The sequence below is a fragment of the Rhizobium sp. P40RR-XXII genome, assembly GCF_012641405.1.
Classification (GTDB): Bacteria; Pseudomonadota; Alphaproteobacteria; order Rhizobiales; family Rhizobiaceae; genus Rhizobium.
In genome coordinates this window covers 73,934-89,009 of the sequence record NZ_JABAII010000009.1, presented here as the reverse complement: position 1 = coordinate 89,009, position 15,076 = coordinate 73,934, and the positions used below count along the sequence as shown (strand labels likewise).

15 protein-coding genes and 1 tRNA gene are annotated in these 15,076 nt (G+C 56.9%); 7 read left to right on the top strand and 9 right to left on the bottom strand.

The genetic code is table 11. The features are described 5' to 3' along the window. Positions 1-228: 228 nt before the first annotated feature. Both HGP16_RS18780 and HGP16_RS18775 read right to left on the bottom strand, forming a co-directional pair. The gene (locus tag HGP16_RS18780) at positions 229-522 is read right to left on the bottom strand and encodes a type II toxin-antitoxin system RelE/ParE family toxin (protein ID WP_168841529.1); all 294 of its coding nucleotides are present in this window, start codon (positions 520-522) and stop codon (positions 229-231) included. Next, positions 519-812, bottom strand: coding sequence for an antitoxin of toxin-antitoxin stability system (locus HGP16_RS18775; protein ID WP_168841528.1), 294 nt, complete (start codon positions 810-812; stop codon positions 519-521). Before HGP16_RS18775 ends, HGP16_RS18780 begins: the two co-directional genes overlap by 4 nt. A gap of 633 nt (positions 813-1,445) precedes the next feature. Here HGP16_RS18775 and HGP16_RS18770 point away from each other — a divergent pair. Beyond that, positions 1,446-1,886: a hypothetical protein gene (locus tag HGP16_RS18770; RefSeq protein ID WP_168841527.1), complete on the top strand. Its 441-nt coding sequence runs from the start codon at positions 1,446-1,448 to the stop codon at positions 1,884-1,886. Between the two features lie 113 nt (positions 1,887-1,999). Here the strand turns inward: HGP16_RS18770 and HGP16_RS18765 are convergent, their stop codons facing one another. Beyond that, positions 2,000-4,156 (bottom strand): bifunctional diguanylate cyclase/phosphodiesterase, encoded by a 2,157-nt coding sequence (locus tag HGP16_RS18765; protein WP_168841641.1) that lies wholly within the window; start codon positions 4,154-4,156, stop codon positions 2,000-2,002. A gap of 304 nt (positions 4,157-4,460) precedes the next feature. Here HGP16_RS18765 and HGP16_RS18760 point away from each other — a divergent pair, with 304 nt between their 5' ends. Next, positions 4,461-5,096 carry a DUF1684 domain-containing protein gene (locus HGP16_RS18760; RefSeq protein WP_168841526.1) on the top strand — a complete coding sequence of 212 codons (636 nt, stop codon included), beginning with the start codon at positions 4,461-4,463 and terminating at the stop codon, positions 5,094-5,096. 214 nt (positions 5,097-5,310) lie between these two features. Here the strand turns inward: HGP16_RS18760 and HGP16_RS18755 are convergent, their stop codons facing one another. From HGP16_RS18755 to HGP16_RS18745, 3 genes are read right to left on the bottom strand one after another with little or no spacing between them, the layout of a single operon-like run. Then, entirely contained in the window at positions 5,311-6,189 is an 879-nt protein-coding gene (locus tag HGP16_RS18755; RefSeq protein WP_168841525.1) for an HlyD family secretion protein, read from the bottom strand. Further along, positions 6,186-6,395, bottom strand: a complete 210-nt coding sequence (locus HGP16_RS34030; RefSeq protein WP_168841524.1) for a DUF1656 domain-containing protein — start codon at positions 6,393-6,395, stop codon at positions 6,186-6,188. The genes HGP16_RS18755 and HGP16_RS34030 overlap by 4 nt, the downstream gene beginning before the upstream one ends. Next, a complete protein-coding gene (locus HGP16_RS18745) occupies positions 6,392-8,422 on the bottom strand; it encodes an FUSC family protein (RefSeq protein WP_168841523.1) in 2,031 nt (676 codons plus the stop codon). Before HGP16_RS18745 ends, HGP16_RS34030 begins: the two co-directional genes overlap by 4 nt. Positions 8,423-8,851: 429 nt before the next feature. Here HGP16_RS18745 and HGP16_RS18740 point away from each other — a divergent pair, with 429 nt between their 5' ends. Beyond that, positions 8,852-9,655, top strand: a complete 804-nt coding sequence (locus HGP16_RS18740; RefSeq protein ID WP_168841522.1) for an AraC family transcriptional regulator — start codon at positions 8,852-8,854, stop codon at positions 9,653-9,655. A gap of 889 nt (positions 9,656-10,544) precedes the next feature. Here HGP16_RS18740 and HGP16_RS34700 read toward each other — a convergent pair. After that, entirely contained in the window at positions 10,545-10,718 is a 174-nt protein-coding gene (locus HGP16_RS34700; protein WP_168841521.1) for a hypothetical protein, read from the bottom strand. A gap of 273 nt (positions 10,719-10,991) precedes the next feature. Here HGP16_RS34700 and HGP16_RS18730 point away from each other — a divergent pair, with 273 nt between their 5' ends. Then, entirely contained in the window at positions 10,992-11,747 is a 756-nt protein-coding gene (locus tag HGP16_RS18730) for a hypothetical protein (RefSeq protein WP_168841520.1), read from the top strand. Here the strand turns inward: HGP16_RS18730 and HGP16_RS18725 are convergent. Continuing rightward, the gene (locus HGP16_RS18725) at positions 11,703-12,494 is read right to left on the bottom strand and encodes a tetratricopeptide repeat protein (RefSeq protein ID WP_312867327.1); all 792 of its coding nucleotides are present in this window, start codon (positions 12,492-12,494) and stop codon (positions 11,703-11,705) included. The two genes, HGP16_RS18730 and HGP16_RS18725, sit on opposite strands and share 45 nt — an antisense overlap. Before the next feature lie 228 nt (positions 12,495-12,722). After that, a tRNA-OTHER gene (locus tag HGP16_RS18720) sits at positions 12,723-12,808 on the bottom strand. A 284-nt stretch (positions 12,809-13,092) separates the two neighbouring features. On the opposite strand from HGP16_RS18720, the gene HGP16_RS18715 reads away from it, so the two are divergent. The 3 genes from HGP16_RS18715 to HGP16_RS18705 all read left to right on the top strand — a co-directional run bounded on the left by HGP16_RS18715 (position 13,093) and on the right by HGP16_RS18705 (position 14,671). Then, positions 13,093-13,560 (top strand): hypothetical protein, encoded by a 468-nt coding sequence (locus tag HGP16_RS18715; RefSeq protein ID WP_168841518.1) that lies wholly within the window; start codon positions 13,093-13,095, stop codon positions 13,558-13,560. A gap of 164 nt (positions 13,561-13,724) precedes the next feature. Continuing rightward, a complete protein-coding gene (locus tag HGP16_RS18710; RefSeq protein ID WP_168841517.1) occupies positions 13,725-14,066 on the top strand; it encodes a hypothetical protein in 342 nt (113 codons plus the stop codon). Continuing rightward, complete coding sequence (locus HGP16_RS18705; RefSeq protein WP_168841516.1) at positions 14,063-14,671, top strand: hypothetical protein; 609 nt, start codon at positions 14,063-14,065, stop codon at positions 14,669-14,671. Before HGP16_RS18710 ends, HGP16_RS18705 begins: the two co-directional genes overlap by 4 nt. Positions 14,672-15,076: the final 405 nt, after the last annotated feature.

Below are 15,076 nucleotides of genomic sequence, written 5' to 3'. Positions count from 1 at the left end.
CGGTCATCGACTAAGTAGGTAACGAGGCGCGGACCTGATCTTCTGCAAGGCCGAAACAATGTCGGCACGTGGGCTTTTGGAACGACGCCACCGCAAGTGAGATCGGGCGGTGACGGGGTTCAATCCACTTTAAGGGCAGTAGGAGCTTTCAATGTTATGGGTCGCGGATTTATCCGGCCACCCATTTTTTTCTTCAGGCTCCACAAGCGTTTCTGTTGAAGAAGGCGGTTAATCATCCCGAGCTGGCGGCCATTGGCGGGCGGTATGTACGAGCGCCATTACCCAAACCGTGTTGGCTGCTTCGTCCACTTCGTAGACGAACCGGTAGCTCTCATGCGAAATGAATTCACGTGTGCTGGGGATCTTACCTATTCGGCCGAGCTTCGGGAAATCGCCGAGCCTGCCGGCCGTCTCGCCGAACAGCTGGTCGATATTGAGCGCCGCGCGCGGATTCTCGACTGCGATGTAATCGACAATATCGGCCCGATCCTGTCGTGCCGCCGCAGTCCATCGGACTTTCACAGATCCGCCTCATCGATCCGGCGGCGCAGTTCCGCTCGGCGTGCCGTCGCTTCGGCTTCCACTTCTTCATTGGAGACATGCATACCGGCGTCACGCTGTCCGCGTGCGATCTCTACCTTGCGACGCAAGTAATCATCGTACTGTCGCGCGTCTTGGCGCCGGTTGATATATTCGCGCATCAACTCGCGCAGGACCTGAGCCGCTGGCCGGTCATCCGCAGCTGCTTCGGCCATGAACGTGTCGCGCAGCTCCGGCTCCAGTTTCATCGTGAAAACGGCTTTCGTCGACATGCCAACCTCCTTTTGCTATAACGAGTATATACCGAAGCATTACCTCTGTCGCCCATTTTTGTCGCAGGCACGCCGCCGGGCCGATCTCCTCTTGTTCGCTCCCTAGGAAGCGATTCCTGGAACAGGGCGGCCCCTTCTTTTTCTTCCTCGAAATGAGGCGGTCATCCGCTGGCCGGCAGCGCCGATGCGTCGCCAGCGGCCGACGAGGCAAGCGTCCCCGAATAAAGTTGCTGGCTTCTTCGCATGGCATGCGCAGGCCTCATATACGGATCAGGACCGCCGCTAGCAGCCGGACGAGGCGGTGAGGACCATGCCTATCGCACCCGGCAGAAGCGAATGCTGCCGTTCGTGCCGAGCGGGCAGTCGACCAAACGCCATCAACGCCAATCCCGGCGGATCCGAACCAATCACCTGAGATCGAACGCTAGCGCCAGGCTCAACAGGAGCTACTGGCCGCGATACAAAGCAACCGCCAGGCCGAAGCACAGAGGCAGAAGTCGAAGCCACGCCAGGCTCCATAACCGCTGGTATTTTTCGAATTATGTGGATGTCGCACTTGCAGTCGTTATCCCGGATCGTCAAAATTGCAAACGAAGCACCCATGCTCCCGTCACTATACAGCATAGGATACAAATGGCTCAACCAAAGAGCGTCGAAGAGGAATTGGATGAACGGCACGCGGCAGCCCGCGCGGCGTTCTTGAACAGAGATATCGCTGCTTACCAAGTGTTGTTTTCACCCACCTTGGCCTACCAGCAGGTTGACGGTGTCGTGATCGACCGGCGCCAACTTATGCAAGATGTCGCTCTACAGTTTCGCCGCCGCTACAAAGCGCAATGGCAGTTCAGCCGCGAAGATCTAAACATAGACCTGGACGAGATCACCGAAACCCTCAATCAGGTCGTCACGTTGGAGGCGAGCGCCTTTGGACTTATTCATCGTACCTGGAAGCTCAATCGACGTGCTGCTTATGCCTGGACCAAGCTCAGCGGAGTTTGGGCGATCGAACGAGTGCAGGTTTTCTCGGAGGAGATCAAGCATTTGGGCTGGCGGTTTGGACTAAGGCGCATCTAGGGACTGGTGCTTCAATCTGATAGGCGGACTTTTTTGCGCTTTCGATAGGCCGTGAACTACCTCGTCGTAACCTGGCAATGATCTTGGTAACCCAACGACCCGAAGGTCGGGACTTATCGGCTGGATTGGACGCTCACATATTCGCGCGGCTGATCTTTTTGAAACAATCTTCCTGAAATTTCATCCGCTGAGACTGGCTTGCCGACCATATATCCTTGAAGCTGATCGCATCCGGCGGCGCGCAATATTGCTGCTTGAGCGGCGGTTTCGATCCCTTCCGCAGTCACTGGAATTCCAAGGGCTGTGGCCAGGGAGATTGTTGCACGAAGAACATCCACTCCATTTCCCCCATCACCCACACTGGATATTAGAGAGCGGTCTATCTTCATGCGGTCGAACCCAAACTGCCGCAACGCGCCGATACTTGCATAACCACAGCCGAAATCGTCAAGCGCAAACCTTATGCCGATGCTCTTCAGCTGATTGATCGACCGCCGAGCTTGATCTGGATTGGTAATGAGAACGCCTTCAGTAATTTCCAACGTGAGACGGGTCGGATCGAACGCGAAGTCCTGCAGGACGGCGATCACCTGGGCGGCGAAATCCGGATTGCATAGTTGAATTGGCGACACGTTGACCGATAGCGTCAGGCCGCTCCAGTTTTTCGCGGAAGCAATAGAGGTTCGCAGCATATGGATGCCAAGGGCGTCGATCAGGCCGGATTTTTCTGCAAGTGGGATGAATATTTCGGGGCTAATGCTTCCCGCGGGACTGCGCCAGCGGGCCAAGGCTTCGACGCCGACAATCACGCCCGTCGACGCGGAGACCAGGGGCTGGAAGGCGGGTTTGATTGCACCGCTGTTGATGGCATGTCTCAACATGCCCTCCATTTCGGCGATACGCTGTCGATCCTGGTCGAGCCCGGAACTGTATTCGACCGCACGTCCCTTGCCGTTTTCCTTGGCGCGATAAAGCGCCATGTCGGCTCTGCGCAGAAGTTCAAGGGATGCTACATCTCTTGCGCCGATCGCCGCTCCGATACTGGCGCCGGCCTCGATGGTGCGCCCATCGATCTTGAAGGGTTCTGTAAACAGCGCGAGAATGGATTTTTCGAGCTGGCCGAACGTGGCATGCCCGACCTGCAACAGCGCGAATTCATCGCCACCAAGCCTCGCGGCGGCGAGAATTTCGGGATGGCAGGTCGGTAGTGCCTGGGCGATAATGCGGATCAAATCGTCCCCGACGGCATGCCCCCAGGCATCGTTGACCGCTTTGAAGCCATCAAGATCGATCAGATAAAGTGACAGGGGCGCCTCAACCGATGCATTCATCTCATCGAGCGCGTTGAGAAGCCCATGTCTGTTCAGCAAGCCGCTCAAACTATCATGGCCGGCCTCAAAGTGGGCAGTTTCAGCGAGGTGACGCAGCCGTCGCGCCTCAGACGTGCCGGCTAAAAGAACGCCGCCGAGAAAAAGGGCAAGAATGACGCCTGCCGTTGCGACATAAGGGGACACATTGGACAGGACGGTAGTTCCTGGCGCCTTGCTAGGCCAAACGAGATATGCGATCGGCGTCCCATTTATATCTTTGATTGGCCAACTGAGGGAGCCCGGTTCGGCCGCGAGTGTCAGGTGTAATCCTTCGAGCTCGTGTTCATTCGATAGTATGTCAAGGACGTCAGGCGTTAGATCTTTAGTGAAGCTCAACACGCTTAGCTTTGGAAGTACGGTGCCGGGGGTATATGGCTGTATGGCCTGTGAGGCCATGAGAGTAATGCCGTTTTCCGTCTTCATGAAATTCACGATCGGATCCTGGCTCGGGCCGGCAGCCGCTTCGATTTGGCGGTCGAAGGCATGGCCAAAAAAGTCTCTGGGCTGGATCGGTTTGCCCTTGGCATAGGCAGAAAGCGTAGCACCATCCGGGCCGATGACGATCGCGCCATCATACAGTGGATAATTCGCGCTGACCTTACCCCAGTTTGTATAGGCCCAGTCAGCGGCAGTCTCGGCGCCGATGGCCTTGTAGGCATCGTCCCATACGGCGTTGTCTCTGATGGTAGCACTCAGCCGTGATGCAAATGCTGCAATTCCGGCTTCAGCAGCGCGGGCGGCGCGAGCATCATCGATTTCGTTCATCGAGCGCGTCATGGTGGCGACAACATGCGCTACCAAGCTTGTCAGCAACAGAGCGACAGCAAGGAAGCAGCCGGTTACGACAAATATGGAAGAGATCTGGGCGCGCACATGCCCAGCCGCGAATTTGAGCGACATGAGAAGTCCGGGATATGAATTGGGAAAGACCATGTCGGCGGGGACTGCAGAAGACATCATGTCCGCAAGGCGCTGCATCACACGTGTATCATTTGATCATGTAGGCGCGATTAAAGGGCGTGGTTAAAAACCTCCTTCCGGAATTTTCACCTACCGATCCGGCTTCTCAGCGATGAGTGGTATCTCCAAATTTGGCCTGACGAACTTGACGAACTGATCAGCCGGACGATTTATCGCAAAAGGATATTGTTCTGGTTGTCCTGAAGAAACCGGGCGCATCGATGAACGCGGCGTAATTTCTGACATGGGAGAAAGCGATTTGAGCGAGACTCAACAGCTGTGGGAATGGCGCGAGAAGATCGCAGATCTTTACTACGTGGTACGTTCTAGCCAGGACGTGGTTGCTGCCTGGGGGCTTTGGTGCGACACCCGTTCGACCCTGTTTCGCGACCATCCTCAGTCGCCGATTGAACCGGCGGACCGCAAGACGTTCGAAGGGCCGGCCATATTTCCCTACGATCCGTCACTGCGTCTGGCGGTGCAGCTTATTCCGGTAACGCCGGAACGGATAACCGTCGCCACAGGAGCGGATGGTGACCTGTCGATGCATGCGTTCGCGCGTACAACGGGGCTGGAGGCCAGGTTGGGCGGCGAATTGACCCTTTACTGGATTGAGGGATACGGCGGTGGGGTATTCCTGCCATTTGCCGACGCGACCTCGGGGACCGAGACGTACGGTGGTGGCCGATATCTCCTCGACACCATCAAGGGAGCGGATCTCGGAGTTGTCCGTCCAGATGGCACACTGGTGCTCGATTTCAACTTCTCCTATTTTCCTTCGTGCGCCTATTCTTCCCGCTATGTCTGTCCATTAGCGCCATCGGGCAATCGACTGAACGGCGCGGTGAAAGCCGGAGAACGGCTGCCTATCTCGAAATGAGCCGTGGTGGAGTGGAGATGCAGTCATTGTGATCGAAACACATCACCTTGCAAATAGGATTCTATATATCGCCCGAGCGATATCTCGCGGATAGGATCCCAGACAGCCTTCGAGCGCCTTATTAGACATAGTCACAGGCAAATACCTTCCACGGGACCGATGAACCTATGCGAAGCCATCCCACTGAATTTATTCAAGGAAGCACCGTTGCATATCAATTGGGTCTCGGCTCCAGCGAAACGGTTGCAGTTCTCCCAGCAATCAGCTTCACCGTATCCGGGACATCTTCGATTTCGATGCGAACTGGAATTCTTTGAGCCAGGCGAACCCATGAGAATGTCGGCGCGACGCTTGCCAGCGAGCCTGCAGTATCACTTCTCTCTCGGTCTTCAATTCCGGCGGCAATACCCGCAACGCGCCCGGTAACCGATTGCGGCTCGCCCATGATATCGATCTTCACTTGATCGCCGATGTGGATCCGTGGGAGTTTTGTTTCTTCAAAGTACCCCGCGATGTAGATGGCATCACTTTCTACCAGCACTCCGACGGCATTTCCGGCGGAAACATAATTGCCGCGACGTAGAGAGAAGTTCGTGATTTTACCCGAGGCCGGTGCTTTTACGGTTGTCCGGTCAAGGTTCAGCTTCGCCAGATCCCGGGCAACGAGCGCCGATTGATGGGCGGCGTCTGCCTGGTGCATCTGGCTCTCCGCATGCTGGCGCTCTTTGAGGCTGACTGCTTCCTTGGAGGCGAGCAGTTGGGATCTTTCGAAGTCAGTTCTTGCCAGCTCCGCTGCAGCCTCAGTGCTTTGCACCTGCGCTTCTGCTTCGCGCAGCGCCAGCTCGAAACGGTCTGCCTCTATCCGGAATAGGGGCATACCCTTCTCCACCCTTGCATTGTCCGACACCAGAACCTCCGTGACCGGGCCGGAGACGTCTGATGCCAGCCGGATGATATCCGCGCGGACATGAGCGTCGCGTGTCCATGGCGCTTCCATGTAAAAGGACCATAGGTGCCAGCTTAGAATTGCCGCGCAGCCAACCATAGATAAGGTCAACAGGGCCTGCCCCGAGGTGATCGTGAGGTTTTTCATTTTTGCAACCAGTTGATAGTGGCAGAAAGCCCGCCAAGGAGGGTGATGTAGAGTGCGAGGTTGAACAGGGAGCGATGCCACACCGCTTGATAAAACCCGAGCCTGGCGAGACCTGATGTGAGTAAGCGGAACAAACCGTATGCACTCAGGGCAAGTACCGAGAACCATGGCAGGAAGACACCGTAAAGGTCGAATTGTCCAATCACGCGGCGTTTTTCCTTGCAGGAGGTGTTACCGAAATCGGCGGATCGGCCTCCGGGGCGAGGCAGAGACGAAGAGCGGCAGCGTGCATCACAAGTTCCATGTCGGCGTCCGTTGCGGTCACGTCCGTAGTCGAATGGATAAGGTCGTCCAGCATCCCGAGGGCAGCTCCCAAGGCGTCGCCACGCTTAGCGGGCGCAAGCAGATACAAGACCTCCAGCCCTGAGAAGACTACTTCAGCCTTATAGCGAACAGGCATCGACGTTTCCCCAGCGCGTGCTCGCATCGCAGTTATATAAAGCCCCGCGCGCAAATCCCTTATGAGGTCGGCATCGGAGGCGTCGGAGGTCGCAGGAAGTCTCGACGCCCTGGCGGCAAACAGGCCGGCCACATCGATGACGCGATGGTGCGTCATATGCGCGTCGGCATGTCGCCCGGCTGCAATCCGGGCGACATGCTTCTGGGCCACGGAAAAAAGCCTCCTGGCATTTGTCTCCACTTTGACAGATCGAAAGATGCCGCAGACCGCGATCGTCCACACCATCGCAAGAATGGTCGCGATCCCTGTGTTTGCAAACGTTAGGAAGTCGCTGCTCTGGCGTGTCTGGAGGCTGAGAAGAAGGGGAAAGTTTATGCACAGCCCCATGCCGATGATCGCGAGCGAAGGCACAGCGAGGCATATCCCGGCGGGGATCAGGAACAGTCCGAGGGTAGCGGCGAGCGGCACAAAGCCGTCGATCATCGGAAGGATCGCGAAGCCATAGACGAACGCTGCGACGGCAGAACCGATCGTGACGTGGATAAATTTGCGCATGGCTGGCACCGGATCGTCCATGGTCGCAAGAAGGCAACAAAGCACGCCCGAAATCTGAGCAAATGTCATTCCGTCGGCCCAGCCGCTTGCAATCCAGAAAAAGGTTGTCGTTGCGAGGCAGATCGCAACCGCCAGCGCCGATAGCAATGCCATGCCGATATCGCGGTGCGGGGCTGGCATATTCTCCGGAGCCGCGAAGCGACGAGCCGCTCTCGCTATGTTCTCTTCCTTCAAGGCTTCCCGCAGAGAACGACACTCGCCAGAAACCCGAAGGACATCCCGCAGGTTCCGCTCAGCATTCGCAAGAAGAAGCTCTTCCCATGATCTAGGTGCTTCGCAAGAGGCGAGCGCATCAGTTTTGATCTTGAAGGGTTCGAACGAGCTCGTTGAACACGATCCTACCCCTGCAATCATTGAAATTGCTTGCTCCGAGCCGGAGGTGTTGAGCTTGGTCAGTGCTCGTCCCAGATCCTCGAGTTCGCTCAGCAACGGAAGGAAGGAGACCATCCGGTGCTGCAGTGACCTCACCAGCGAAACAGCATGTCGATACCTCGATCCATCATATCGAAGATGGACCGTAAACGACCGTAGATCGGCCGCGTCCGCCGCTAAACCGTGTCGTTCTGCTCTGCTTCGGGTTTCGTTCGCCCCTGCAGTTGCCGTTGCCGCGAGGAGCTTCTGCGCCCTTGCAATCCAGGCATCGATCCGCCCGAGAAGTATTGGCCCCACATGGACTGGAAGAACAACGTGGCTGATGATCGAGCCGCACAGGATCGCAAGCCCGATCTCCTCGACGCGGGAGACAACAGTGTCGAACGTGTTTGCTGGCGCCGTGACCAGTGGCAATCCCGCAAGAAGGACAGTGTAGCCGGCAAGGAGGGAAACATAGCTGTGCGGCGTACGATCAAGAAGGCTAAGGAAAGTGCATCCCGAAACCCATGCAATGATCGCTGCGGAAAGCAGTATAGGATCGTTCACGAGGTTCGGAACCAGAACGACGGTCGCGGCGCCACCGATCAGCGTCCCCAGCAGCCGATAGACCGATTTCGATGAGATCGCGCCCGAAAGGGGATGAGCAACGATATAGACGGTTGCCACTGCCCAGAAGGGCCGCGACAGATCGAACCTTACTGCGATGTAATAGGCCAGCATAGCTGCGAAGAATGTCTTCAGTGAGAAGACGACGTTGTCCGCGGTGATAACCGCTCGGACGCTCACATGTCACCTGTCTGATGTGGGGCCGCCGGGGCGCCTCGCTTCTCGTCGGCAACGGTCAGTCCGTAGATCGCGGGCGGGACATAACAAAAGAACGGAGCTGCTAGGCAGGCGTATATGTAGGCTTGCAGCGGATCTTCGCCTGAAACGGCTGGAGGAACTGGAGCCTTGTCGCCGAAAACCCTGCGGACCTTCACGAGGAAGGCTTTCATCCCTCTTTTGCGCGCGTTGTGCCGCTGCCACTGACGGGCGTACGTTCGAGGGGGCAACATGCAGGATTTGCGATAGCGGTTCTGCGGCAGTCTAATTGCCCTCGAGATGATATCAGACCACCATTGGGGCCCATGATTTTCAACTGACATCGCCGTTCTCCGAATATGATGCGGTAACCCTATCGACAAAGCCTGGCGGTGAATTTAGATATTCTCTCAAATGATCACTAAATTAAGCCAGCCACGCGCATCCCTTTCTGACGCTCTCGTTGAGGAGGATCTTGAACAGTCGACCGCTCGAGCGCATGCGGTGAAGATCGACGTCTCGCAAAATGAGCGCGAGGCGCCTGAGCACCGGCATCGAAAAGGACAGCTCGTCATGGCTTCGCGAGGCGGAGTGACGTGTCGCGTACCGAGCGGGATGTGGATGGTTCCGCCCCAGTGCGGCGTATGGGTTCCCGGCGGGATGCTGCACAGCAACGTTGCGACCGCCAATGCGCGTTTGTTTTTTTTATTTATTGAGCCGGGTACCGCCGATCTGCCCGATAGATGCTGCACGCTTTCGCTTTCCCCGCTTGTCAGAGAGCTCATTATCGAGATGGCTGAGTCCGTGGTCGCGGGGGCTTATGCGGAGACAATGACGACATTGCTTCTGGCTGCTTTGCCAAAGATGCCGGTAGAGGATCTGCACCTACCGCTGACAGCCGAGCCGAGACTGGACCGTATCGCGTCCGCGCTGGTGGAGGATCCTTCCGACCGGAGCACGATGAGGCAATGGGCAAAGCGGGTGGCAATGAGCGAGAACTCCCTCGCGCGTCTCGTTCAGCAAGAAACCGGTTTGACGTTCGGTCGCTGGCGACAGCAGTTGCAGCTGATCATCGCCATCCGCAGCCTCGCGTCGGGGGCGACGGTGCAAAAGGTTTCGGCCGACCTGGGGTATGAATCCGTGTCGGCATTTATCACCATGTTTAAAAAGGCGCTCGGCGCATCGCCATCAAAGTATTTGAGAAATTTCGACCGTTAGCCAAAAGCTGCCGGCCATGAATCTCAATCGAGTGATGTCAACGACGCTACGGCTGCAAGGCTGACTTTGTCAGCAGAATGAATTTATCGAGACAGAGCGGTGTTCGATCCGCCCCTAAAAAAAGGCCCGATTACGAAATCGGGCCAGTCTGTGGGAACGATTAAAAGGTGCAGGGAATGACACCCTTTCGACACAACGGTCAGTTGGCCGGAATGTTCCCTTCGAATTAGTTGCACACCGTCTGACGTATCATTACTCGGTGGTGATGGCGGAACCCGTAACGTCTCTCTGTCCAGCACCGCTGGCCATCACTATATCTCGGGCCGTCGTAGTAGCCGTCATACGCGTAGGCTGGCGGGTGACGATAGTACCGCGGCGGTGGCCGATCGTAGTCGTAGCGAGGCCCAATCCCGTACTCAAAGTAGACCTGGGAAAATGCCGGCGATGCTGATAACGTCGCTACAAGCACTAATGCGGCGATCGCAATATTTTTCATGTCTTCTTCCAATCCGATTTGCGCACACCTTAGTAAGGTTGCGTCCCACGAATATTATACGTCACGAGCGCTGCTTCTGAAGATGGACCTAAGTCCCGACGATGCAGGACTTAGGCCCGATGAAACTCAACGGTGTTGCCATGACGGAGGGAGAACCGCGCCCTGATTGGGCTGAAGAATATAAATGCCCAATAGCAAGAGGACGCTCGCGACGAGCAAGAGCAAGGTCTACAAGCGCGATGGCGGCAGATGCAGCCAATGCCAGCGTAGTTTTTTGTCGTGGACGACGACCCATGGTGGACTTGCGAATTTTGGCCAAGGTCAGGAGTTTGAGAGTGAATAGCTCCCCGTGATCCTGCAATTGGGCCAGGGTGCCGCTCTCCCACTCGTGCATTAACAGCCCGATGACCAGTCGCAGCTGGCCGAATTCATCCTGTTTCCGAGCGTGTCGCTGCGTGGATCAACCCCGAACTTGCCGACCTGCATTTCCATGAAGTCGACTTTCATGGTCCCAGCGCGTTGTTGCCAGGCGAGCAATGCGGCAAAGCCGAAGTGGGAAGGAGGCATGAAAACCTTCCTGTCGTGCGCGCCTCCCGCACTGCAATTGCAGCAGGTCTTGCGAGCTGCTACGGGCCGCCAAATGCGCCGCAATCATAACGGTGCCATCATCATCAAATCTGCCGTTGTTGGTGTTTGGTTGATAACGCCTCGGACGATTTCGCACTCCTCTTGTTCCGCCCCCTTTGAGAAGGCATACTAATTTCCAAATCGCTTGAGGGAACACTGTCCGGCGACAAAGTTAGACATTGATATTAAGCGCTGAGCTGTTCTGTGAGCCGCATGAAGATCATTTTCCGTTGCGACCCGAATTTGCATGATTATTTGCCGAAACCAGCGGCGGCGCGGTCCTGTTTGCCCGATTGGCTTCGCCAGATGCCGACTACCTCGTTTTCGGAATTTCATGGACGTGACATACGAACCGTCAAGCAATGCCCGCCTTTTGTCGACGCCATGACCCATGGCTTCATGATCCTGCTGCCATGCGACGTCGTAGTAAAAGCTGGAAAATTCTCCTGGGACTGGGATGTGCCAATACCGGCTGCGAAAAACCACCCCCGTGCGCCGCTGAGTTTCCATGTGCCGGAACAAATCCTTGGATCAGCGCTGGCCAAAGAGGGATCATGCCAACTGGCAGCGATCAAATTCAACAGTTTTTGGACGATTGAGCTTGAAGAAAAGTGGTCGCTTTTTGCGACGCATCCTGCCAATCGGGAAGACCTCCCGTTTCGAACCGTAACCGGAATGGTAGATTGCGACAAATTCCACGACGCAGGCATCAATTTCCCGGCAATCTGGACAAGACCGGATTTCCAGGGCGTATTGTCCAAGGGGTTGCCGGTCGCACAATGCTTTCCCGTCCGGCGGGAAGACCTTGAGCTTGTCTGCGAAAGCTTTGACGGCGAACAGATCGCCGGTTATGACCGGACAGTCGGCCAAATTCTGGTCGAGCCTGGCGTTTATCGCAAGAAATTCAGGGATAAGCGTTCCCGCTCACCTGGAGAGAAAAGAGCGCAGGTCCGCCTTGTCGAGGAATAACAGTCCATTGCGTCCAGAACTCAGCACATTTGCTATCATGCCCAGCGTCGCAGACGAGAGCGCATAGGCATCCCGGTACGCGCCAATTGCACCTTCCATATCACCAAGCTGCTGCAGAGCGCTACCGAGGTTGAATTTAGCTTGCGGATCATCCGGCTTACGCGCGAGCGCCATTTTAAAGGCATCCACGGCACCGGCAAGATCGTCACAATCTTGACGCGCGAGACCGAGGTCGAACCAAGCGCTGTGAGGTGCATCTTCCTTCACTGCAAACTCCAGCCGTTCGCGGGCATTTTCGAAATCCCCGGCTTCCCAAAGGAGACGGCCAAGCCTTGCCGCGGCCTCCCGTGAGGATGGATCGATCTCGAGTACCCGCTGCCAGGCCTCAGCTGCCTGCTGGCGTTTGCTATTCTGTTCAAGTGTCCTGGCGAGCTCGGCGAGCGCGTCCGGGATGGCGACTGGAAGGTGAGCGAAATAACTTTCGGCAAGGTCAAGCCGGCCAAGAGCGCGAGCAGCGCGCCCGGCGAGGAACAATGTTGCCGGATTTCCCGGCCTGACTTTGAGGCTCTCCTCGGCACAATCCAGCGCCGTGACGAAATCCTGGACCGCGAAGCTCCCCGCAGCGAGGAGGTGGTTCAGTACGGAGTCATTCGGGTTGTCGTCCAGGGCATTACGGCACAATCTAAGCGCGTCGGCATGCTTTCCGGAATTGAATGCCGCCACGACCTCCCGGACTTGCAATTCCACCGTGATCAAGCTTCATTTCCCCCTTTATTGCGACCGCTGACTGTTGATACTCACGATGTCTGCCAGCATATCGCCGGCCTGTCTATTCCTGGGAGCACCGGGAATCACACGCGTGACAGTTCCCTTCCCTTCGATTGACTTTAAGAAGGTTCGGCAGCCCGCGGCTCGAGACACCCGCCAGTCTAAGATTTCGCGCGTTCAGTCTAGGCCGCGATCGCGTAAATGAGATGCCAGCGGCAGGGGTCGAACCCGCAGCTGAGCCATAGGGTTTAGGATCACTGCGGTGATACGTCTACCAATTCCGTCACACTGGCCCGGCCTTTTAGCGCAAAGTAGGGCGCCCCCCCCCCCCTTAAAGCCCTTTCTTCTTGCCGGCGAGATGATTCAGGCTCGGCATGAGCCGATATGATCTGACCGATTTTGGCGTCCCAGCGAAATATGCGGCACGGCGTTCCTCGGGCCATGTCTCGACTTCACGTGCTCGGTGCCGGAAATTTTTACCCGTCATTTTTTCCCGTCATAGGTGCGCGACGGTGTAGCTGTGTCGCACCAAAATTTGATAGCGTACGTTGCGTTCGTACGTCCCGAGGGTTTTCGCATGGGAAGCAGAATGTTTCGGTGTGCTTTGCTCGCGATGGCGGCTGTCCTTTCCCCTTTCCGGGTGGGCGCGGCATCCGCACAAGTCTCACTTCACCAAGGATTCGAGGTCGCGAACCTTACCGAATTCCAATCCTTCTGGGCGCATTTTCGCCAAGCGGTCATGAACGATGATATCGCGGCCATCGAAGCGCTGACGGTATTCCCGCTCAAAACAAAAGGCCAGCTGGATGACGATCCGGTCAAGGCGATCGGGAAGCGGGCGTTCGCACCGTTGTTGCGCTCCCATCTGAAGGAGGACCCCAATATGCGCGGCTTCAGCGGCAATACCCTGGATTTTCTGCGTGCCAATCCGGTGTTCCCGCGCATCGACGTGGACGGTAGCGGCGACCAGAATGTTGGCAACCTCGTTTTTCGGCGCCAAACGAACGGCTGGAAACTTTCGATGATCTACCGAGCCGATGACTGACCTCCACTCCAACCCACGTCCCAACGTTGAGGATCCCCGCAGCCGATGGAGTTGAGCGCCTCGTTTCAGATTTATTCATATGGCCCGCCCGCGGCGTCGATATCGAACGCCTTCGGGAGGTCTATGCGGACATACCAGCCGGTTACCTCGATATGGTCACACAGATGACCGATGTCGTGCTTCTCTGGAACCGAAGGGGAGAACTGCGCGTGTGGGGTCCCGATCATGTTATCGCGATGGATCAGGCATACGGCGTGTCGACCAGGATTCCAGGTGCAATGCCCTATGCAGACAATGGCGGTGGTCAGCTGTTGGTGCACGGCGCTGGAGCGGAGGGGCTTGCGACCTATCTAGTTGATGCCGGATCGCTGTTTCTCGACGACGATGCGCCGTTCGTAGCACCCGATCTCGCTGCCTTACTGAAAACCGGGCTGGGGGCTGATATTGTTTTCCTGTCGGATGAAGTGCCTGAGGATGAAGCAGGAGGGCCAGAGGCACCAACATGAAAACGATCCTCGCCATCATAGTTGGAGTCATCGTAGTTGGAGTATCGTTGCCATCGGCGGCCGAGGGAAATGTGTCTCCCGACATCGTCAGGCAGCTCCCGGCTGGATATCACGCCATCGCCAGTGCGCGCCTGGCGGCGGGAAAACCGCTGCGAAGCTTCGAGATTATCGTACTTAGTCGCGACGACGAGGATGGGCTGGCTTCGGGCTCGGATGGCGCTCCAGCGCGTCCCCTTATCGTGTTCGAGAACAGGGATGGCCAATTCGTCGCCGCAGGCCGCAACGACCATGTCGTCATGAAGGCTGATGAAGGAGGGCAGTGCGATCCCTTCCTCGATGGCGGTGCGACGATTGCGGTCAAGGGTCGATACTTTACCGTCGAGAACGGTGTTGCCTGCGGCCAGCATTGGACCGATTATATCACCTTCCGGCTGGATGACCTTAGCGGCGGCTTCGTCTTCGACAATGAACGGCGCGAGGCGTGGGAGCTCAACCCCAGCAACGATCCCAGCGCGGAAGTTTTGGTGCGTGCCGGACCGCCAAGAACGATTCGCGACCGATTAGGCAAGGCCACGCCGCTCGTCGCTTGGAGGCCGACGGGGTGACGTCTGACGCCATGAACCCGCTGGGCCGACCGGAACGTCCCAGGTGGCCCTCTCCGTCGACATTTACCTCGAAGCGGCCACACTGCACGACGAATGTCTGCCTGCCTTCAATGATAGCGCCTCCGATCCTCAAACGGCGAATCCTCCCCGTCGCCTATCAGGCCCCATCCAGAGTTCGGAGTGCAGGTTCGGCTCGCCGGCCCAATTCGAAGATCGCGCTGGCGTCATCAAGTTCGATGCTGGCCAAATGATGCACCTCCACTGCACCGCAAGGACTGTGCCAATAGGCAAGACCTCCGTCATGAGTGAAATTCGAAATCCGTCGATGAGAGCTGACACGTGCGATTTGATGAACGAACTTGGAACCCATGACTGAACAGGCGAGGCATTCCGCAAGCATCAGCG